Source organism: Winogradskyella pacifica (genome assembly GCF_013403915.1).
In the GTDB taxonomy this organism is placed as follows: domain Bacteria; phylum Bacteroidota; class Bacteroidia; order Flavobacteriales; family Flavobacteriaceae; genus Winogradskyella; species Winogradskyella pacifica.
In genome coordinates, this window is the sequence record NZ_JABFDI010000008.1 from 125,772 (window position 1) to 147,972 (window position 22,201).

Annotated in this window: 14 protein-coding genes; 6 read left to right on the forward strand and 8 right to left on the reverse strand. The window is 35.0% G+C overall.

Going from position 1 to position 22,201, the window contains the following annotated elements:
- Nucleotides 1-14 precede the first annotated feature (14 nt).
- The 3 genes from HM984_RS09090 (at nt 15) to HM984_RS09100 (ending at nt 2,526) form a co-directional block, all read left to right on the forward strand.
- Nucleotides 15-485, forward strand: coding sequence for a hypothetical protein (locus HM984_RS09090; RefSeq protein ID WP_179348940.1), 471 nt, complete (start codon nt 15-17; stop codon nt 483-485).
- 637 nt (nt 486-1,122) lie between these two features.
- Nucleotides 1,123-1,983, forward strand: coding sequence for a cupin-like domain-containing protein (locus HM984_RS09095; protein ID WP_179348941.1), 861 nt, complete (start codon nt 1,123-1,125; stop codon nt 1,981-1,983).
- A gap of 60 nt (nt 1,984-2,043) precedes the next feature.
- Nucleotides 2,044-2,526 (forward strand): DUF6646 family protein, encoded by a 483-nt coding sequence (locus HM984_RS09100; RefSeq protein ID WP_179348942.1) that lies wholly within the window; start codon nt 2,044-2,046, stop codon nt 2,524-2,526.
- Between the two features lie 225 nt (nt 2,527-2,751).
- Here HM984_RS09100 and HM984_RS09105 read toward each other — a convergent pair whose 3' ends face one another.
- Nucleotides 2,752-3,225, reverse strand: a complete 474-nt coding sequence (locus HM984_RS09105) for a regulatory protein RecX (RefSeq protein WP_179348943.1) — start codon at nt 3,223-3,225, stop codon at nt 2,752-2,754.
- Nucleotides 3,226-3,493: 268 nt separating this feature from the next.
- On the opposite strand from HM984_RS09105, the gene HM984_RS09110 reads away from it, so the two are divergent.
- Nucleotides 3,494-9,979 carry a RemA C-terminal-like gliding motility protein gene (locus HM984_RS09110; protein WP_179348944.1) on the forward strand — a complete coding sequence of 2,162 codons (6,486 nt, stop codon included), beginning with the start codon at nt 3,494-3,496 and terminating at the stop codon, nt 9,977-9,979.
- 262 nt (nt 9,980-10,241) lie between these two features.
- Here HM984_RS09110 and HM984_RS09115 read toward each other — a convergent pair whose 3' ends face one another.
- From HM984_RS09115 to gdhA, 4 genes are all read right to left on the reverse strand, one after another.
- Entirely contained in the window at nt 10,242-12,677 is a 2,436-nt protein-coding gene (locus tag HM984_RS09115; protein WP_179348945.1) for a TonB-dependent receptor plug domain-containing protein, read from the reverse strand.
- A 26-nt stretch (nt 12,678-12,703) separates the two neighbouring features.
- Nucleotides 12,704-13,423: a DNA repair protein RecO gene (gene recO / locus HM984_RS09120; protein ID WP_179348946.1), complete on the reverse strand. Its 720-nt coding sequence runs from the start codon at nt 13,421-13,423 to the stop codon at nt 12,704-12,706.
- Between the two features lie 2 nt (nt 13,424-13,425).
- Nucleotides 13,426-15,810, reverse strand: coding sequence for a type IX secretion system anionic LPS delivery protein PorZ (gene porZ / locus HM984_RS09125; protein ID WP_179348947.1), 2,385 nt, complete (start codon nt 15,808-15,810; stop codon nt 13,426-13,428).
- Between the two features lie 122 nt (nt 15,811-15,932).
- Complete coding sequence (gene gdhA, locus HM984_RS09130) at nt 15,933-17,276, reverse strand: NADP-specific glutamate dehydrogenase (RefSeq protein WP_179348948.1); 1,344 nt, start codon at nt 17,274-17,276, stop codon at nt 15,933-15,935.
- Nucleotides 17,277-17,591: 315 nt separating this feature from the next.
- Here gdhA and HM984_RS09135 point away from each other — a divergent pair, with 315 nt between their 5' ends.
- Nucleotides 17,592-18,377, forward strand: coding sequence for a THC0290_0291 family protein (locus HM984_RS09135; RefSeq protein WP_115810830.1), 786 nt, complete (start codon nt 17,592-17,594; stop codon nt 18,375-18,377).
- A 75-nt stretch (nt 18,378-18,452) separates the two neighbouring features.
- Here HM984_RS09135 and HM984_RS09140 read toward each other — a convergent pair whose 3' ends face one another.
- A complete protein-coding gene (locus HM984_RS09140) occupies nt 18,453-19,592 on the reverse strand; it encodes a cystathionine gamma-synthase (protein WP_179348949.1) in 1,140 nt (379 codons plus the stop codon).
- 138 nt (nt 19,593-19,730) lie between these two features.
- Here HM984_RS09140 and HM984_RS09145 point away from each other — a divergent pair, with 138 nt between their 5' ends.
- A complete protein-coding gene (locus HM984_RS09145) occupies nt 19,731-20,450 on the forward strand; it encodes a DUF3298 and DUF4163 domain-containing protein (protein WP_179348950.1) in 720 nt (239 codons plus the stop codon).
- Here HM984_RS09145 and HM984_RS09150 read toward each other — a convergent pair.
- Entirely contained in the window at nt 20,447-21,694 is a 1,248-nt protein-coding gene (locus HM984_RS09150; protein WP_179348951.1) for a cation:proton antiporter, read from the reverse strand. The genes HM984_RS09145 and HM984_RS09150 overlap by 4 nt on opposite strands.
- A 2-nt stretch (nt 21,695-21,696) precedes the next feature.
- Nucleotides 21,697-22,152 carry a DinB family protein gene (locus HM984_RS09155; protein WP_115810841.1) on the reverse strand — a complete coding sequence of 152 codons (456 nt, stop codon included), beginning with the start codon at nt 22,150-22,152 and terminating at the stop codon, nt 21,697-21,699.
- Between the last annotated feature and the right edge of the window lie 49 nt (nt 22,153-22,201).

Here is a 22,201-nt window from a genome sequence, read left to right on the forward strand (position 1 = left end):
AAAATTATCTTTTCTTGAGCATAATTAGCTACAAAAGACCAATACCTAAATTAAAATTCATTTATGGTATTGGTCTTTTTTTTATCGGAATACTAAGTATCGACACCTATTTTGGTGTGCTATTCTTGGGAGCAGGTGTTTTCTTTTTCTATACCGATGGTATTGAAATTGACCTCACAACAAAAAAACACCGGAATACCATTAACCTATTTGGCCTCACTTTTGGAAAATGGAAAGACTTTCCTGAAATAGAATACGTTTCTGTGTTTAAAACCACGCAAACCACACGCGTTTGGGTGTCCACAGCAAGCACAAACGTAACGACAACTGTGGTCAAAATCAATTTGTTTTATAATACCAATCAGAAAATTGAAGCTTATGAAACAGATAATACAGATACCGCTTTTGATATCGCCAACCAAATTGCAACAGCCTTACAGATTGATGTTTTAGACGCCACATCGCGAGACACCAAATGGCTATAATTTAACACCAACTGTCATTCCTGCGCAGGCAGGAATCTATTCCATCTAAAACCTTTCAGTTCATTCAATTTTTAGAGAGTTCGAGCCTAGTTAGCGCAAAATCTCAATAATAAAAAAATGAATAATGAAGTGGATTCCTGCCTACGCAGGAATGACAAACCATAACGAAGTTTTAAAAATCATATCCAGAACCAATAAAAAAACAACCTACAATCAAACCCTAAAAGCTTAATCCGTAAATTGTCCCCTTGAGGATTAGTGAAAAACAAAATATATTTTATTTTGAAGCTACCGAGCGAAGCTCATTAGGGGTTTTAAATTCAAATAATTACAAGAAAAAAGCTAATCAAAACTAAAATGTCTAATTTGTAGATTGTCCCCTTGAGGATTAGTGAAAAACAAAATATATTTTGTTTTGAAGCTACCGAGCGAAGCTCATTAGGGGTGTTATTTATTTTTGAATCTACCGAACAAAACCCTTAGGGGTGTTACAAAAATCAATGTCAGTTCGAGTGATTTTCGAAGCACGAGAAAATCGTATCGAGAACCATCCACCACCCCATTCCTTAAACCGAAAACAGAATACATAAATTTTACTAACCTTTTCTTAACTTCGCAACCTAAACTTTGCTCACATTTGAAACTCAATCTTCAAGATATTCCTCGTGTTAAAACGATAACAAAGGAAGATTTTATAAAGCACTATTTTAAACCACAAAAACCTGTGGTGATAGAGCATTTTATAGAAGATTGGCCTGCCTATACCAAATGGAATTTAGACTATATTAAAGCTACTGCTGGCGACAAAACAGTTCCACTTTACGACGATAGACCTGTAGATTATAAAGATGGTTTTAATCAGGCGCATGCCAAAATGAAAATGAGCGATTATGTCGATTTACTGCAACGCGAACCCACACGATATCGCATTTTCTTATGGAACATATTAAAGGAAGTTCCGCAACTACAAAAGGATTTTAAATTCCCTGATTTCGGATTGCGTCTCATGAAAAAGCTACCGATGTTATTCTTTGGCGGACGCGACTCATACACCTTTATGCATTACGATATAGATTTCGCTAATATTTTTCATTTTCATTTTGAAGGCAAAAAACAATGCATCTTATTCGATCAAAACCAAAACAAGTACTTATATAAAGTACCACATGCCTTAATTACCCGAGAAGATATTGATTTTTCTAATCCAGATTTTGAAAAATGGCCAGCCCTCAAAAAAGCAAAAGGTTGGATCTGCGATTTAAACCATGGAGAAGTGCTCTATATGCCCGAAGGCTATTGGCATTACATGCGTTACATTACTCCTGGGTTTTCTATGAGCTTAAGAGCCATTGCTCGAAATCCTAAAAACCTCAGCAAAGCCATTTACAATATCTTCATAATGAGAAACTACGATAATCTCATGCGACGTCTAAAAGGGCAAAAATGGATTGACTGGAAAAACAAAAAGGCTATTTCCAATACCAATCGTTATATTTAATTTTCTGACATTAATAAAATACTATTTGTATATTTGACCCCTATTTTTAAAATTAAAAACATGAAAAACATTGTATTAGTAGTCGCTTTATTAGCTTTTAGTTTTGGTAACGCCCAAGCCTTTGAAGGTAAAGGAGATCAAAAATTTCAAGTCGGAGCTAATATTCAAGATTACGCTACAGGAATTAATGTAAGTTTCGATCACGGTTTAGGAGAAAACATCTCTGTTGGTGTATCCTCTTCTTACGCTTTAGGTGGAGCTAGTGGTATTGAAGATCTAGATTTCGGAGATCGTTTCGATTTAAAAGCACGTTTTAACGCTAACTTAGGTAACGTGATTAATATTGATGAAAACTTTGATTTGTATCCAGGTTTAAACCTAAGCCTTAAAAACTTTGGCGGCCATGTAGGTGCACGTTATTTCTTTACAGAAGGTTTTGGTGTTTTTACAGAAGCCAACTTCCCTTTAGCTAAATATGACAATGACGACACAGTAGTACATAACCAATTTGTTCTAAATATTGGTATGACATTTAATTTGTAAACAGTTACTAATTTATATTCTAAAGCCTTTTCATTCACGTGTAAAGGCTTTTTTTATGGCACTAAATGCTACCAAAACAAAGACTATCATAATTTACAATACCAATATTAAGTCTTAATTCTCAAATCTTGACTCTTGGCTCTTGGTTCTAGACTCTTGACTCTCTTCTCTATATTCTATATTCTCAACCATCACCAACAACCAATCACCAACAACCAACAACCATCAACCAAAATACTCATTCAACTTCTCATAAACCAAACCCGATTCCCAACCCCGATACAACAAATAATCCGCCACCTTTTTCTTTTTCTTATACACGTTTGGTTCTTTAACTTGAGCAATACGTTTTTGCACCAAATCATCTAAAGTTTTATAATAGTCATCTAAGTCTATTTCTTTTAGAGCCGAGTCGATACTGTATTTAGAAATATCTCTAAACTTCAACTCACGTAGCAAACGGTTTTTACCCCATTTCTTAATCCTAAATTTCCCACTAACAAACGCTTTAGCAAAACGCTCTTCGTTAAGGTAGTTTTCCTGAATTAAATGCACCATAATCACATCAATGGCTTCAGGAATCATACGCATATCCCGTAGCTTTTGTCGCACTTCTTTATGGCAGCGCTCTTGATAGGCACAATAATGCTCTAACTTTTTTTGTGCTTCGTTTACCGTGTATGTTTTATTGCTATCCATGCCGTTCAAAAATACAATAGATTAAGAAAAAACAGCGGTTTAAAACGTATTAATAAAGTCGTATATAAGTCTAAAAATAACCAGCAATACAAATCCATCGCTCTAACAAAAACTACACTTTATCGTCGTTTTCTGCACTTAGTAGATAACTTGTAAGAAATCTTAACAATTTGTTAATAAATACCTACTTTACAAGGCACTGACCAGCAGTGTATTTAATATATCTTTGGTCATTGTTAATTGAATCTATTTTATCCCTATTATCCCTATGATAAAAAATTACTCCCTTATTTTTATAGCATTCTTGTGTTTTAGTTTGTTTGGTTATGGGCAGACAACTATTTTTAATGCCTCAGGCGGAGGAGCGTACCCATCTACTGGTTGGTCCGACAATAACAACGTAACATTTAATCCTATTGATAAAGGCTCTTATTATTTAATAGATGCAGGAAGCCCTTCAGATATTATTACTACAGCTGTTTATGATTTATCGGCTTATGCGTCTGCAGAATTTAGCTTAGATGTTGCATCCTTTCAAAGCGGTACATATAATCAAGCAAAAATTGAGATTTCCTTTAATGGTGGTTCTACATTTACACAAACAGAAGTAAGTACTACAACTACAGGATCATCATATATAGATGGAGGTACTTTTACTTTAAATAGTGTAACTAATCAAGTACAAATTAGAATCTCTAACAATGGAACAAGTGGCAGAGGTGTTAGACTGCGAGATTTAGTATTAACGGCATTTGGTATAGCTGGTCCTACTACCTATTCTGTAACTTACGACGGCAACGACAATACAGGTGGAGCAACTCCAACAGATAGTAATGCCTATGATTCAGGAGATACAGTAACCATTCTAGGGAACACAGGGTCTTTAGTAAATACTTGCAATACATTTAATGGATGGAATACAGAAGCTGATGGTTCAGGCACGTTCTATGTTGCTACCGATACTTTTAATATTACAGCAAATACGACATTATATGCGCAGTGGCTACCAACAGGAAATACAGTAACATTTAACAGTAATGGAGGTACAGGTACAATGTCGCCTCAAATTAATTGTGTGGCAGAAAATCTTACTGCCAACACGTTTACCAATGCGGGTTTTACCTTTAATAGTTGGAATACTGCTAGTGACGGTAGTGGTACAACTTATGCTGATGGCGCATCGTATAGTTTTGCTTCTGATATTACACTATATGCACAATGGGATGTTTTTGTTGGGCCGTGCCACACTGAAGATTTTAGTGCCATTGGCTCTATATCAGCCTACAGTTCAGGAACATGGTCTGGGGAAGGTGGCACATGGGCAGCTACAGATGCCCGAAGCGATCGAACAATAAATGGTAAAGCAATTACTATTAGAAATGGTACATTAACCTCTCCTTCATTTTCTGATGGTATTGGAGATATAACAATGACTACAAATTTACCCTTTAGTGATTCTAATGGAAATTTAATAGTAAAAATAAACGGTAGTACAGTCGGGACTATTCCATATTCATCATCCGTACAAACTACAACTATATCAAATATTAACATTGGAGGTACTATAATTATAACCGTTGAAAGTAACAATAGTGCTCGCATTTCAATCGACGATTTAAATTGGACTTGCTACTCTGCAATCCCAGAACCCGAAATTGAAATATTAGGTAATAGCACAGAGATTGCAGACGGAGATACAACTCCAAACACAGCAGACGACACCGATTTCGGAAATGTAGCTGTAGCTGGTGGTACAAATGCTAATGTTTTTACGATTTACAACACCGGAACGGCTGATTTAGATATCACAAGTATAGCTAGTAGTAATGCTACAGAATACGCAGTAAGTGGCACAACCTTAGGTATAATTAATCCTGGTAATTTCGTTACATTTACTGTTACGTTTGACCCTAATACTATAGGGCCACGCACATCCACTATTACCGTTATAAGCGATGATGCTAATGAAGCTACGTATACATTTGATATTACTGGTAATGGTACCAACAGCAACCAATCAACAATAATAAACAACACCACCTACAGCACAACCGCCCCAGAATTTAATATTAATGTAGAATATATTAATTTCATCAATGCCTCTGCAACGGCAATAGGGAAATTTATCCCTATGAAACTTAAAATACAAGATGGTCCAGATGCTGATGGTTTTGACACAAAATTGACAGACATGTCATTTACAGTTGAAGATATTGCAAATGTTAACCATTTAGCCATGATAAAAACAGCCATACTAACAACTACTGGAGGAACACCATTAGCAACCGCCTCTAAAGTAGGAAATGAGTTAGTATTCTCTGGAATGAATAGTGCTTCATTAACAGCAGGTGATGATGGTGAGCAAATATTTCATTTAAGAGTTTCCATAGACGAAACACAAGTGATTGATAATACTAAATTAGTATTTAAAGTCACGTCAGCCACTGCAGATGCAAGTGGCTCATCATTTGCAGCTACTGATGCTAGTGGTGCAGAAACGGATACTAGCAATAATAACAGAAACCGTTTAAATGTTAGAGCTGATCGATTGGCCTTTACTACGCAACCATCTGATACAAGTTTAAACACTAATTTAAATACATTCAATATTTCGGCAGTTGATGCATACGGAAATATCGATTCGGATACCTCTTTAGGTATTGATTTAACAACATCTGGAACCGGCATGAGCTCATCATCACCTTATAATTTAATTAATGGTGAGTTGGCAATTTCGGACGTACAGTTTAATATTAGCCAAACCAACATATATCTTACCGCAACAACCACAGGTTTAGCCGTTGGTAATAGTATTAATTCTACAAACTTTGATATTTTAGATGTTGCCGTAGGTACTTATAGAACCACAAGTAATGGTACATGGCCAAGCGGAACAGCAACCTGGGAACGCTTAACAGGGACTGGTTGGAATGCAGCAACACCTGCAGCTAATACTAACGATTTGTTGATAATAAGGCACACTATAACATCCAGAGCTTCTTTTGCTGCTCCTGCTCCCCTTCGCACATCAATGATAGTACAAAGCGGTGGATCTTTCGATGATGGACACAATAGTACCTTTAGAAGTTTATTAATACAAAGTGGAGGTGAATTTATTGCCTCAGATTCTGCAGTAGATATTGATCCAACAGGAACACTAACTGTCGAAAATGGTGGTCTTCTAGTCATTAATTCTAGTACATTAAACCACGGTGATGGCTTATTTGATGGCACCGAAAATTTTGAACCAAACTCAACAGTTGAAGTGAGACAGTATGATAACGACACAAGTCCTGGTGAGGATGATTTAATAGATAGCGATAGCGCAATATCACTAAACTCTGAAGGGTATTATTTCGGAAACCTATTTATAAATTTCACGTTTAATTTACCTTCTAACGATAAAGCTTTTACTTTGGTTGGACTTCCAGGAACACAAAAGCTATGCAGTGGTGATTTAACTATTAACAATAACACAACAACTGAGCAGGTACAGTTAATAAATAGAAATACAAATGTTGAAATTGGTGGTAATGTAATTGTAACGAAAAATAAATTTTCATTCGGTACAATTGGAAGTTCAAACGTTACACATACAGTAAAAGGCAATGTAATTGTTAATGGAACTGGAGCGATAATTGACTTAAATACAACAAGCTCAGGTTCAGGCTCAGTATTAGTAAATATAGAAGGTGATTTAATCGGAATTGAAGGAACGCTAACAAGTACGGATGGGGATTGCGGAATAGCTTTTACCGGAAGTACACTTCAAAATATGAATGTAGATAATTCAGTTCCTTATAAAAACATAAATACTTTTGTGAAAAATAATGCAGAAGTACAATTATTAAACAATAATCTAAAGCTAAATAATTCATCAACATTTACAGTTGAAGATGGTGGTTCTTTTAATTTTAACTGGGCAATAGATAATATTACGCCATTATTAATTACTAACGGTGGTAGCGGTTCTAACACCTTTGATTCAGAAGAAGGTTCTATTTTAAAAATTACCCACCCAGATGGCTTAATAAAGAACACGGCAAATGCCGGTAATGTACAGCTTTCTGTAAGTAACAAAACCTTTAAGCAAGCAGCAACATTTCATTACATTGGAAAAGAAAATCAAGAGACAGGTGATGCTTTAACAGTAGGTTCTTCGATAAAGAACGTATATGTTAATTTAATAGATAATACTAAAGAATTAAGATTAACAAACAGAACTGGTATTTCTAATGGTGGAAAATTAGAAATTCAAAGAGGTATTGTAATTGGAGAAGAAGCTGGTGTTAATGATAAAGATTTCTATGGTTCAGGCCGTTTGGTTATGACAGGAGGAGAATACCAAATAAGCACCATTACTAACAACCCATCATCTGATTATTTACCACAACTAAGCGGTTATATCAATTACTCCTTAACAGATGGAACTGTACATTTAAATGGCAGTCATTCTATTCAAATTTTATCTGGGCTACCAACTTATTATAATTTAGATTATAGTGGAACCAATACGTTAGCGACAGAACCACCATTACCTCCACAGCCCTATAACTATAAAGGGGTTAGTACTGCTGTTGACATAGTTAATAATGTGACCATAACTGGAGATGCAATTGTTGATATTGAAAACAACACGTTTGGAGGTTCAACCACTAATTTAATTATGGAAGACAATGCGCGTTTCATAACCGCAGGTACAGGAACCAAACCAGATGCTACTGGCAACTATACTCTTGAGCCCAACACAACTATTGAGTTTAATAATAATAATAATAATACAGGTTTAGAAGAAATAAGGTTAACTAATCCAGTTCCAAATTATGCTAACATTGTAGTTTCTGGATCAAATGTTGGTACAGTAGCATTAGGTACAGGTGCAAATTCTTTTATTCAGTTTCAACCTAACGGATCTTTTACAGTAACAGGAGATGGTACTTTTAAACATTCTAATAGTTTTGGTTTTTCTGGTCTTTCAAATACCGCTATTAGTAATACGAATAACCCAACAATTGAATTGTTAGATGAATCTACTATAAATTATGCTGGAGCGAATCAAATCATTACACCAATAACAACCAGTGAATATAAAAATCTTACCATTTCAGGCTCTGAGACAAAATCATTGGGTCATCCAACTGATATTTTAGTAGGTGAAAATTTAAATGTCTTATCGAGTACATTAAATATACAAACAGACGAAGCCATAACTGTTGATGAAAGTGTTAATGTTAATGACGCAGCGAGTTTTAAGATAAACAACTCCGGAAGCTTAATTCAAATAAATGATGCCAGCGTTAACACAGGAAAAATATCGATGATTAGACAAGCTTCAATAAAAAACCTCGATTATGTGTATTGGTCATCACCAATTACAGGTTTTAACGTAAGTGACATTACCGCAACAGGTCATATTTACAAATGGGATCCAACCGTAATTAACACGCTTGGAACTCATGGAAACTGGGTTTCTGCCGTAAATGAAATTATGGAAGTTGGCAAAGGGTATATTGTTAGAGCACCTAATGGTCAAACGGCTCCTCCAGCAGCTGGAGATTTAAACTTTACAAACACGTTTTATACTAGTGATACTGGATTAAGTGTACCGAATAATGGGGAAATCATTGTTGAAATAAAAAGAGGAAACAACGTAACAAGTGATAATGACATTGATGACAATTGGAATCTTATAGGAAATCCGTATCCATCTGCTATATCTGCTGATGAATTTCTAAACAACAATGCAGCTCTACTATCAAACATTGATGGGTATTTAAATATTTGGAAACACGGCTTAGGTTTAGACAGTACAATACCACCCTTTTATCAAAACTTTGCATTAAGTTATCATCAATCTGATTATTTCTATTATAATAGTGTTGGAGATACAGACGGACCTTCAGGCTTTAACGGATACATCGCAGCTGGTCAAAGTTTTATGGTTAACATGGTTGATGGGGCAAATGCAGCAACCGGAACTGTTGTATTTAATAATAGCATGCGAGACAAAGGTTATACAAACAATCAATTTTTTAGATCATCCGAAAACGCAACTTCACCCGAAGAGAAGCATAGAATATGGCTAGATTTAATCACACCTGAAACTCCAACTAATAGAATTCTTGTTGGATATTTAGAAGGCGCAACAACGGCCAATGACCGCATGTTTGATGCAAAATTGAGCTTAGAAGAATCAACTGATGCTTTATATTCTATAATAAGCGATAATTCCTATATAATTCAAGGACGAGCTCTACCATTTGTTGATACGGATGTTATACCCTTAGGATTGAAGGTTAGTCAAATGGGTAATTACACCATTGCCATAGGAGCAGTTGATGGATTATTTGAAAGTGAGAATCAAATAATTTATTTGAAAGACAATACTTTAAATTTTACTCATAATTTAACCAATCAACCTTATGAATTCACCTCAGAAACAGGCGAATTTAACGACCGTTTCCAAATTGTATTTACACAATCGACGCTTTCAATAGACGATAATATAATTGATGCTAATGCGGTAACGATTACTGAATTTCAAAATGGGGATGTTCAAATTAAAGTTGGAAAGACTCACACCATAAAACACGTCGCTATTATAGACGTAACAGGTCGTATCATTTACAACTTACCAGGCCATGATTCTACTGAGGTTTACGACCTTTCAAAATTGAGTCAAGCCGCTTATATTGCTAAGATCACGTTGTCCAATGGACAGGTCATCAGCAAAAAAGCCATCAAAAAGCACTAAATAAACGCTCTCTATATTATGTAAAATAAGTCGCATCTAAAACATGCGGCTTATTTTGTTTTAAACCAGAGTTGGCAAGGCTTTGGCAAGAATCACAACTAAGTCTCAAATAGGGTTCACCCGTAGCTACTCCGTATCTCCTCCGTATGTACTCCGTATGTAAGCCGTATATACCTTGAGTGACATTCAGGATAACCAAAAAACCAACGTTGATGAGGTAACACTTCCTAAACACCCTATGTTTAGGGCAAACTCACGCCTTTTAAAGTGTATATTTTAAGGCAAGAATAAAGTTCCGACCCGCTGCAGTTATTCCCGAAGAATACGGTCTATAACGTTGGTCCGTTATATTTTCTAAACTAGCCGTTAGACTAAGTTGATCATTATACTGATATTGTGTTCTAAGATTAAAGGTATGCCAAGCGGGTGCATACGGATCTCCATTAGCATCTAAAGCATAGATATAAGCTTTCGACGCTTCCGAAGGTGATAATTGGTTAAAGGCTAATTCGTTATTATAAACCACAAAAGCATCCAATAACCATTTATTTTTCTTCCAACTCAAATGGGTACGACCAAAACTGGGTGCCACATGCCGTACGGGTTCTTCTACTCCATTATTATCTTCTGTACCTCCGATAACATTGTACTGAGAACGCAGTTTTAATTGTTTGGTGAAGTTAATTTCTAGTCCTGCTTCAAAGCCATAAATCCAAGCTTTAGACGCATTCTGTATCGCCTGAATAGTACTTAATTCACCATTATAAACCATTTCGGTGTCACCATTAAGCTCATAATCGCGTCGAATTAAAGCATTATCTAAAAACGTGTAATAGGTCGCTAAATCGATAATGACTTTGTTTTCAAAGTTCAACTTTAAACCCAACTCACCACTATACGCATATTCTGCTTTTAGGTCTTTATTGGGTACCACAACAGCACCAGGCTCGCTATCAAACACCTTACCGATGTCATCAATATTTGGTGCTCTAAACGCTGTAGAGGCGTTAAGCTTCCATTGAATTAAATCGCTTGGAGACCATGTAATACCAGCCGTACCTGTTAAGGCACCAGTATTAACCTCAGCATCATCAAAAGGTAAATTTAAAAATACATTATTGTCCGTAAAATCTGCTTTCGCAATCACCTGATTAAACCGAAGTCCAGACTGAAACACAAACTTAGAATTCGGTTTATGCTTTAAACTCGCATAAGCCGCCATAGACTGCCACGTAGAACCATCTGGATAGCGTGTAATGCTTACCGCATCTTCACCGGTTTCTATATTTTTATCATACCCAGTTGAATGTACGGTATTATGCAGATATTCTAGACCATAAAAAATACTAGTTTTAGTATTGACGCTTTTTTCTAAATCTAAATTAAACGACACGGCATCAACCGATTCTGCTCTTACAGCACGTATATCAGATTGAAAATCACGATCCTCCCGACTTTCTTTAAAGTTCTGATATGCTAACGTGGTTTGAATTTTATCATACAAATTAGAACTACTACTCAATTTAGTCAACTGAAAATTCCCCATAAACCATTGTTGTGGTCCATAGTTCCATTCCGCAGAGCGTAACTCATCTCCGCTATAGCGAATAAGCCTATCATATCTAGAAAAATCTGAGGTACTAGAATAATACAAGCCTAAATCGAAATCTAAATTATCCGATGATTTATAACGCACCTTTTGCATTGCATTAATTTGATCATAACCTGTTGGGGTTTGTACCTTAGGGTTTGGATTGGTAACAATAACATCTTCACCATTTTGCTGCGATACATATTCTGGCCGCAAATAATCATCCGGACCATGGCTTCCCATTCTTAAATCATCAAAGTCCGTATAACTCACGCTCGTTAAAAATGCCCAGTTTTTATACCCTAAATTAAAATCCAGATGACCTGTCTTTTCTGTATTTGCAGAGGCGAATCGCGTTAACGCTGTCGCACTAAAATCTAAAGCATCAGTTTCAGAAAATTGAGGCTTCTTAGTATAAAAGCTCATCACTCCCCCAATCGCATCACTACCATAAACCACAGAGCCTGCACCAAGAGTGACCTCAGTATGCTGCACCGAGAAGGGATCTATGGCAATCACGTTTTGAAGATTACCGCCTCTAAAAATAGCGTTATTCATACGTACTCCGTCTACAGCAATTAAAAGCCTATTAGTAGAAAACCCTCTAATCATAGGACTTCCACCACCTAATTGACTTTTTTGAATATAAATATTACCGGTATTCTCTAACAAATCGGCACTCGTTTGTGGATTAGACAGCGCAATGTCTTTAGCACTGATATTCACTATGGTTTGTGGAATATCGCGTTTGTGTTGTTCAAACTTAGACGCCGAAATTAGAATTTGATCTAAACCTTCTACCTTAGGCGTGAGATAAACAATACCCTTATTTTTGGCTATTTGAGCTTTTGTTAAACGCCGTTCTTCATATAAGAAATCTTTAAAAAAGATGACTTCGTAATCATTAAAGATCGATAAGGATACTTGCCCTTTTAAATCGGTAATAATAGTTTTGTTTTTTTTCTGATTAACTAGTGCCACGCCAGGAATAGGCATATGGCTATCTGCTTCTAAAACAGTAATCGTTTGCGCAGTGCTAAGCTGCAAAAAAAGAAATATAAAAATAATATGCGCACTAATGTGCTTCACGTATGAACTCACAATCATTATATTTTATTTTGGTAAAAAGTGATCTAACGAAACACGTCGTTAAGTACTTGTAATGATTTAGGTTTTTTAAAACTTCCCAAATGTAATTCAAAATAATACAAGAGCATATTTAAAAACTCTTGCCTTTGTTTTGCCTTAATTGTTATGGTGTTTAGTGCATCAAAACTTGTGCCTAACAAACGTTTTAGGAGTGTTAAATTTTCACCCGAAACGGAGTAAATCCCATGATTAGAAGCCTCAAAAATTCCAGACTCTAAATTAAAGAATGCGTAATCATTATCTAAGTTTTCTGGTAGAAATCCTAAATAGCGTGTCAGCTTCAACAAAAACAATAAATGAAAGTTTGAAAATTGATCTTCATTATCTAAATACTGAAGTGCTGCTGTTATAAAATGAAATAAATCTTCATTCTTTTCTTCTTCCTTTAACACATTTGAAAGAATTTCGGATAGAAATAACACGATGGCACTTTTGTAGATATTGGTATGAAGACTTTTGTAAATGTAATTAAATTTAGTCTCCTTTATAAAATGAAGTGACTGATTAGGTTTGTAGTTTTCTTCTATTTGAAGTTGCGATAACGCTTGAAAATAAACAGTTTTAGAAAGTCCTTTTTTGGATTTAAGGACACCTCTCAGCATATAGCTTACCACTCCGCGTTGCTCTGTATAACACTTTACGATAAGGTCGTTGTCTCTATACTTTAACTTAGACAGAACAATGCTGTTATTTTTTGAAAGCATGTTTACCTAACTATTAATACTTTAAGCACTTTGGTCTCAAAGGAATCTAAATCGGAAATCAACACCAAATACACACCAGTTCTCACCACATTGTTACCAAGGTTTTTCCCATTCCAAACAGCAGTTCCTCCATCAATAGCAAAGTTGTAATTTGAGTTAGAGGATCTTAAATTAACGTTAGACTGTGCTTCTGCAACCAAATTACCTTCAATATCTGTAATTTTTATATTCACACGTTCTGTTAGCCCACTAATCTTTACCCCTTTATTAATATCGTTAAGATCGTTAAAACCGAGAATGTTGTATTCTGGTCGTACAGGGTTAGGATACACAAAGGCATCTTCTAGGGTGGTTTCTGTTTTTGAACCCCCGGCTTTAAATGCTAACAATCCCTTAATTGTTGCGATATAAACAATACCATTATTACCATCTATTGAAATGTCATTAATTCGGTCTGAGGGTAATGGTGAATTATCCTTAGTAAAATGATAAATAGTAGTTTGACCATCTGGAGATAGATAAAAAACACCAGAATCTACCGTACCAATCCATTTATTATTTGAACCATCTACTGTAATATCGGTAATAGTCTGCCCTTCTAAAAGCTCTTTCGGAATACCATTTTCTAAAATAATTATAGAACTTAAAGTTGGGTTTAAATCGTCATAAAATCCCGCAGTGTTATAAAGTACCCTTAGTCCTGTAAAAGTCCCTACCCAAAGCTGATTTCTGTTATCTACTGCAAGAGCATTCACTCTCGGGAATGGCAAACCTTGTTCTTCAGTTTTAATATTCCGAAGTGGATTATCGCTTACTGTTTCATTATAAGCATAAATTCCGTTTTTATAAGCGCCAATCCATTTGGTACCAGTATCGTCAATGGCAAGGTCAAAATAACCAAACTCATCTCTAATAGCATCTTGTATAATACTCGAAAAATCATAACTTCTCCAATTGCCAGTATTGGGATCGTACGATTTTAGAGGTTCAAATAAAAGCGATGACATAGACCATAAGAGTCCGGTTCTATCAAAAGCTGTAGCAGAAACTCTTAAACTTCTAAAGTTTGGTGAACCTGGTAATACTAATGACTCTAACCCACTATTGCTGTCATCATATAGTACAGTAGGTTCCAAATTATTTATTTCTAAAAGACCATCTTGAAAAGAACTCACAAATACTTGACTAGGATTGAAGGGATTAATCGCAATTTGCGACAGATTTCTTGCTCCTAACACATCTTCAAAAGGAATAGTCTCCCATGCTTCATTTATATAATAACTTATACCTCTACTTCGTATTGGGTCAGGAACCAAATCCTCGGTGTACCCGCCAAAACTAGACCAGACGATACCAGACTCGGCATTTAGCCTAAACGTTTCGTTTAATAACGGACCATTGGGTTTTATTTCAACGTAATCTCCTGTTGCTACAATTGAATTACGCAACACACCAAAAGCCTCTGTACCTATATAAATAGAATCATCTAAGGTAATTGCGGATGTAAAATTAGAATCATAATCAGCTGAGGGCTGAAAACTTTTTACCAATTGTATATTTTCATCATATACATATACGGTATTTCTGGTTGAATAAATAAGATTTGACGCAGACATATCAGAATCTAAAGGCAATAAAGGAAAAGTTAATAACGAACTTAAAGACGTACCGTTTATTTCGTAGAGCACTCTATTAATTCCGACAGAATACAATTTATTATTAATCGTATTCATCGTATAAAAGTTCCCTGTTGAAAGGCTTTGCCATTGCTGATAATCTATTAAGTTAGGATTGTTTAAATCCGCTTTCTTTATACCGTTATTATCCATGCAGGCCACATAGATTTCATTATTTAAAACAGACACTTGTTTCACTGTAATCTGTGCACCACCATTCCCAATAAAATAAGTATCACCAAATTCTAAGCGCTCTAAATCGTATACCGAAATCCCATAATCTGTTGAGATATAAATTTGCCCCTCATGTTCAAAGAAGTGATTAATACGCTTATTAACTGGAGTAATATTTACCTTATCTAAAATATCTACCACAGATAATACAGAATTCTCCGTTTCAGAATAGACCTCAATTAATCCTGTTTCATATCCAATAAGCAAATATTGATAAAGCTCACTGTAATATATGGTCGTAATTTCCTCACCCGAAAGTCCTTCTACCGAAGTAATTGTAGTGAGTTCATTAGTCTGTGTATCATATCTAAAAACAGCATTTTGTGCTGCTGCATAAATTTTATTCTCACCACTAACTACATCCACAATGTCGTTATAAGAATAATGACCTTGCCACAAGGATGAAAAATCTTGACTATAGCCCGACGCCGTAAGTCCAAATACTAAAATGAGGATTTTAAAAACAGTAGTATTCATTGATAAAATAAGGTTTGCTCAAATATATTTAATACTAACGATAATTATGTGCTTATCATATATAATGTCATAAAAAAAGCTCCTGTAACAAACAGAAGCTAAAATTATTTTTATAAGCTTAATTATACGACTCCTTGTGCCAACATAGCATCTGCAATTTTCACAAAGCCTGCAATATTAGCTCCTTTAATATAATCAATAGAGCCATCTTCATTTTTACCGTATCTAACACAAGAGTCATGAATGGCTTCCATGATATCTTTTAAACGTGTATCCACCTCTTCTCTCGACCAACTTAGACGAAGCGAATTCTGACTCATCTCTAATCCTGAAGTTGCTACACCACCTGCATTTGAAGCTTTCCCTGGCGCAAACAATAACTTTGCCTTTTGAAATTCACTTATCGCTTCTGGAGTTGAAGGCATATTTGCACCTTCGACCACACAAATACAGCCATTTTTAACTAATTGCCTTGCTTCCTCTCCATTTAGTTCATTTTGAGTAGCACAAGGTAAAGCGATATCACATTTTACTGACCAAGGTCTTTCACCCGAAAAATATTCTGCATTAGGATATTCATCTACATATTCGCTTATACGACCACGCTTTACGTTTTTAAGATGCATTATAAAATTTAACTTCTCAGTATCAATACCGTCTTCATCGATAATATACCCACCAGAATCAGACAATGTTAATACCTTTGCTCCAAACTCTATTGCCTTTTCGGTAGCATATTGCGCAACGTTTCCGGAGCCAGAAATCACAATATGTTTCCCTTCTAATATTTCATTTTTTAATTTCAACATATTCTGAGCAAAATAAACAGTACCATAACCTGTAGACTCTGGTCTAATTAAAGAGCCACCCCAAGTAGGTCCTTTACCAGTTAGAACACCTGTAAATTCATTTTTCAACTTTTTATAAGTTCCAAACATAAAACCAACTTCTCTCGCTCCAACACCAATATCTCCTGCAGGGACATCGGTAAACTGTCCTATATGTCTAAATAATTCACTCATAAACGATTGACAGAAACGCATAATTTCATCATCCGATTTTCCTTTGGGATCAAAATCAGAACCCCCTTTTCCTCCCCCCATCGGCAGTGTCGTTAAGGCATTTTTAAATACTTGTTCAAAAGCTAAGAACTTTAAAATACTTGCATTTACAGACGGATGAAAACGTAAACCTCCTTTATAAGGTCCTATTGCAGAATTCATCTGAACTCTATAACCTCTATTAACTTGTATCTCTCCCGCATCATCAACCCAACTAACTCTAAATGATATTAGCCTTTCGGGCTCGACCATTCTTAATAGGATATTTTTACCGCTATACAATTTATGTTGAGCTATATAAGGTATTAATGATTCTGCGACTTCTCGGACGGCTTGTAAAAACTCTGGTTCATGACTGTTTCTTGCTTGTACTTCTGCTAAAAAAGCATCAATTTTCTCTCTCATAAGTATTTATTTATTCTCGAAATTAAATAATTCATTCACCATTTCTAAATATTAATCTATTTTTGTCAAAAAAATAGGATATTCTATTTTAAACCTGCGATTGTAAGAATATTTTGATATATTGTGGCGTCCTTATCACTTTAATAATTAGACATATATCAATTTTGTTATTATGATATTCTAAATGTTTTTATTCAATATAAAAAGGATTATATTTTATGAAGAAAATAAAAAACATGCATTTTGTCGGTTTTATTTGGTAGTTTATCGGGTTTTTATATATTTGCTGGGTAAAAGCATCAATTCTAAAATTACATGACACAAAAAATAAAAAATATATTTGTTGCATTTCTATTGCTTTTATCGATGCAATTGAGTTTCTCGCAAGCCTTTTCTCACGAGGTTGGAATTATTGCTGGCCCTATAGTTTACCAATCTGACTTTGGTGAACGATACGACTTTGAAACAAATTCTGGTAATATAGGTTTTGGTATAGGTCTCGTTTACTATATGAACTTTGAATATCTTAGTGGTTACTATTCTTATTCGAGAAGTAATTTTTTCACAAAACATTTTAAAGTACGCGCTGAACTTTCTTGGAACAAAACAGGACTTGATCATTATGGTATATGGGTAGATGAAGATAGAACAAGTACTTCTGCGGATAAATTAAGAGCACACTCAGGAGAAGCGCAAAATTTTGATTTAGGAGCGCAATTGGAATTTTACCCTATGAGTTTAAGAAATTTTTCGCGTGGAGGTGATAAATTCGCACCATTTGTAAGCTTAGGCGCGCATTACGTGTTTTATAGTCCGAGCGTAACCACTACTTATGGTGATCAAAACATAAACAATATCAATAATTTTTATCCAAGCTGGGAACCAGGATCTATAGATGTTGAAGCCGGATCTACTTGGTCTGTTGTTGGTAGTGTAGGTGTAAGGTATAACCTTAGTGCAATTTCAAATTTAATGGTTGATCTAAGAATACAACGTTTCTTTAATGACAAAACGGATGGTTTAGACCATCAATTAGAATCTAATAAAACAAATGATTGGTTAGCTTGGTTAAATGTGGGCTACATTTTCATGTTCGATTAAAATCAATAAAACATATTTATACAAAAAGACCAAATCATATGATTTGGTCTTTTTGTATGCTGCATTTAAGCGATGTCATCCTATAGCTTGTTTTAAATCTGCTATTAAATCTGCTTCATCTTCAATACCAACACTCAACCTAATTAGCGAATCTACAACACCTGTTTTTTCGCGTTCTTCTTTTGGAATACTCGCATGCGTCATACTTGCCGGATGACCAGCTAATGACTCCACACCACCCAGCGATTCCGCTAATGTAAAAACCTTTAGATTTTGGACCATTTTAATAGCTTCTTCATAGTTATTACCTTTGGTAGTAAAAGACACCATACCTCCATAATCGCTCATCTGAGCTTTTGCAATAGCATGATTAGGATGGTTTTCAAAACCTGGCCAATACACATTTTCTATTTTTGGGTGACTTTCTAAATACTCAGCTACAGCTCTACCATTTTCGCAATGACGCTGCATTCTAACATGTAAGGTTTTTAAACCTCTCAAAGCTAAAAATGCATCTTGAGGACCGCAAATAGCACCACTTGCGTTTTGAATAAAATATAACCGATCTGCCAATTCTTTATCTTTTACAATTAACGCTCCCATCACCAAATCACTATGCCCACCAAGATATTTAGTTGCGGAGTGCATTACAATATCTGCCCCCAAATCTAATGGTCGTTGTAAATACGGCGTCGCAAAGGTATTATCTACTGCAAATAACACCTTATACTTATTTGCAATTTCGGCTGTCTTTACAATATCGATAATATTTAACATGGGGTTGGTCGGTGTTTCTACCCAGATTAATTTTGTTTTATCATTTATATAGTCTTCAATATGCGCTGCATTTTCCATGCCTATAAAATGGAATTTTATACCAAAGTCTTCATATATCTTTGTGAATAACCGATACGTTCCACCATATAAATTGTTGGTAGAAATAACCTCATCCCCTTGCTTTAACAGTTTTAGAATGCCGTCTATAGCTGCTAATCCAGATGCAAATGCTAAACCATGTGTTCCATTTTCGATACTTGCAAAAGCGTTCTCTAACGCATGACGTGTTGGATTCGCTGAGCGTGCATATTCATAGCCTTTATGTCCGCCTGGTGTAGATTGTGCAAAAGTAGAGGTTTGATAAATTGGGGGCATTACAGAACCATAAGCAGCATCTGGTTTTTGACCACCATGTATTGTTTTTGTATTAAATTTCATAATAAAAGGAGTTAAACGAAACCCACGAAAAAATTAACAGAATTATCGCTTTTGTACCCTAACAAATTTAACGGATAATTCGTTCTATTCAAATCTATATAATACCTTTATTGTTTATTAAACTTAATACCAAACGCTGTGAAACATATAATTCCATTTTTGATATTTGCTATTGTTTTAAATTCATGTAGCTCTGAATTTAAACCCGCAACATTTGATACTATTTCTGTCGAAGAATCTTACGAGGCCGAAATTTCAGCAGTCTATAGCAAAGCAACAGGAAGTAGTGACCTTAGTAAAAGCATAAACACAAACGTCGAAAATGCAATTATTGCAACCCTAAACACGTCTGAAAGCAAAACTAATTTAACTGAAGTTTTAAAAGCGTTTAATAAAGAATATCTAACGTTTAAAAAAGATTATTCTAAAATAGATGAACCGGCTTGGGAGCTTCATATTGAAACAGAACTCGTTTACCAGTCTGAAGCTATTATTACACTAGTTATTAGTACGTATGAGTTTAAAGGTGGTGCTCATGGTAATGACAAAATAAAACTATTAAATCTTGATGCTAAAACTGGAAAAACTTTAGAAGTCACGGATTTTATTACAGACATAGCGGGTTTTACAACCTTAGCCAAAACTCATTTCATTAAATCTTTAGAAGAGAACGAAGACCAATTAACTATTGAAAATTTCTTCTTCGGAAAACCTTTTCATTTACCTGAAAATATTGGTTTTAGTGAAGAAGGCTTAGTTTTAATCTACAATGTTTATGAAGTAGCTTCTTACGATTTAGGGTATACCGAATTTATGATTCCTTTTAGTGAGGCAGAGTCTTATTTAAAGATGAACTAAACTACTTTTTTGGTTAATCGCTTTATAATTGGACCAACCGTTAATCCTTGTCCAACAATAGACACCACAACGACGACGTAAGTTATTACTAAAAACAGTTCTCTATGCATGTCCTTTGTCAGGCTAAGTGCTAATGCAATAGAAATACCACCTCGTAAGCCGCCCCAAGTCATTATTAAATTTGTTTTTGGCACAAAATCCAATCGTTTTTCAAAGAATTTAATGGGCAACCAAAGCGAAATATAACGGCAAATTAAGATTAAAGGAATCGCTAAAAGACCGGCATAAATGTATTTCCCGTCTAATGTTAATACTAACATTTCCATACCAATCATTACAAACAAAATAGTGTTTAATAAGACATCTACGAGCTCCCAAAATTTATCGACATAAAGCTCTGTAGTTTCAGACATAGCAGAATTTCTAACCGTATCATTTCCAACAATAAGTCCGGCAGTTACCATAGCCAAAGGAGCCGACAAATGAAATTTATGCGCTAACATCGTACCTCCCATAACGCTTGCTAGGGTTAATATCACTTCAATTTCGTAGCTATCAATCGATCGCATTAAACGGTAGGTAATCCACCCTAGAAAAAGCCCTAAAACAATACCACCAATAACCTCTTGTCCAAATAAGGTGGCAATATCAGCCAACTCAATAGCAGCATTAGGTTTCGCTGCTATTGCAAAAATGGTTAAGAAGACTACAACTCCTACTCCATCATTAAATAATGATTCTCCTACAATTTTAGTTTCTAGTTTTTTTGGAGCCCCTGCTTTTTTTAAAATCCCTAAAACAGCAATAGGATCCGTTGGAGAAATTAAAGCACCAAACAATAAACAGTAGATAAAATCTACATTTAAATCCATTAACTTTAAGACGTAAAACATCGCAATACCAACTAAAAATGTTGATACCAAAACACCTACAGTAGCAAAAGCCATTATTGGCCATCGCTGCACTTTAAGCTGATTAAAATTGGTATGTAAAGCACCTGCAAACAACAGGAAACTCAGCATAATATCTAAGAGAACCGTTTCAAAATCTATCAATGCTATAAATTCTCGTTCTTGCACTAACAAGGTATCATCAAATTGAGCAATTCCGACTAAAACAACCGTAAACACTATGGTAATTACCATTAAACCAATAGTGATTGGCAACTTTAAAAACTTCTCGTTTATATAACCAAAGCCCGCAGAAAGAACGATTAAAATAGTAGCAATTGAATAGTAGTCCATAGTTATAGTGATTTTCGGAGTGCTAAAATATACCCTAAATGAATACCTTCATGAAAATTATTAAAATCAATAGCTTCTTCAACATTACTCAGTGTACTTTTTGTAGTCACGGTATATTGATTATAGGTCTGAAAAACTTTAGTATCGTAATCTTCCTTAGTCTTTTCAATAGTAGAAAATAACAAGCCTTTTATGGTATCTACTTCAGACTGCGATAAATCGCGTTCCGTTTTTGTTCCTTTTTTAAAAGCTTCTACCATCTCATCAGAAACAACCATTGGCAATCCTGATAATTTGTATACCAATAATTGTTGCGTAACAATAGTATGTGCAATATTCCAAATGATATTATTACGAAACCCTTTTGGCACTTTATTCAACTCTTCTAAAGTGTGGTTTTCAATAAAACTTTTTAATAATTTTCTATTCTTAAGTGCGACGTCGAAAACAAAATCCATAAAATCATATTTTTATTAAAAGTAATAAAATTCATTAGAAATACGGTTT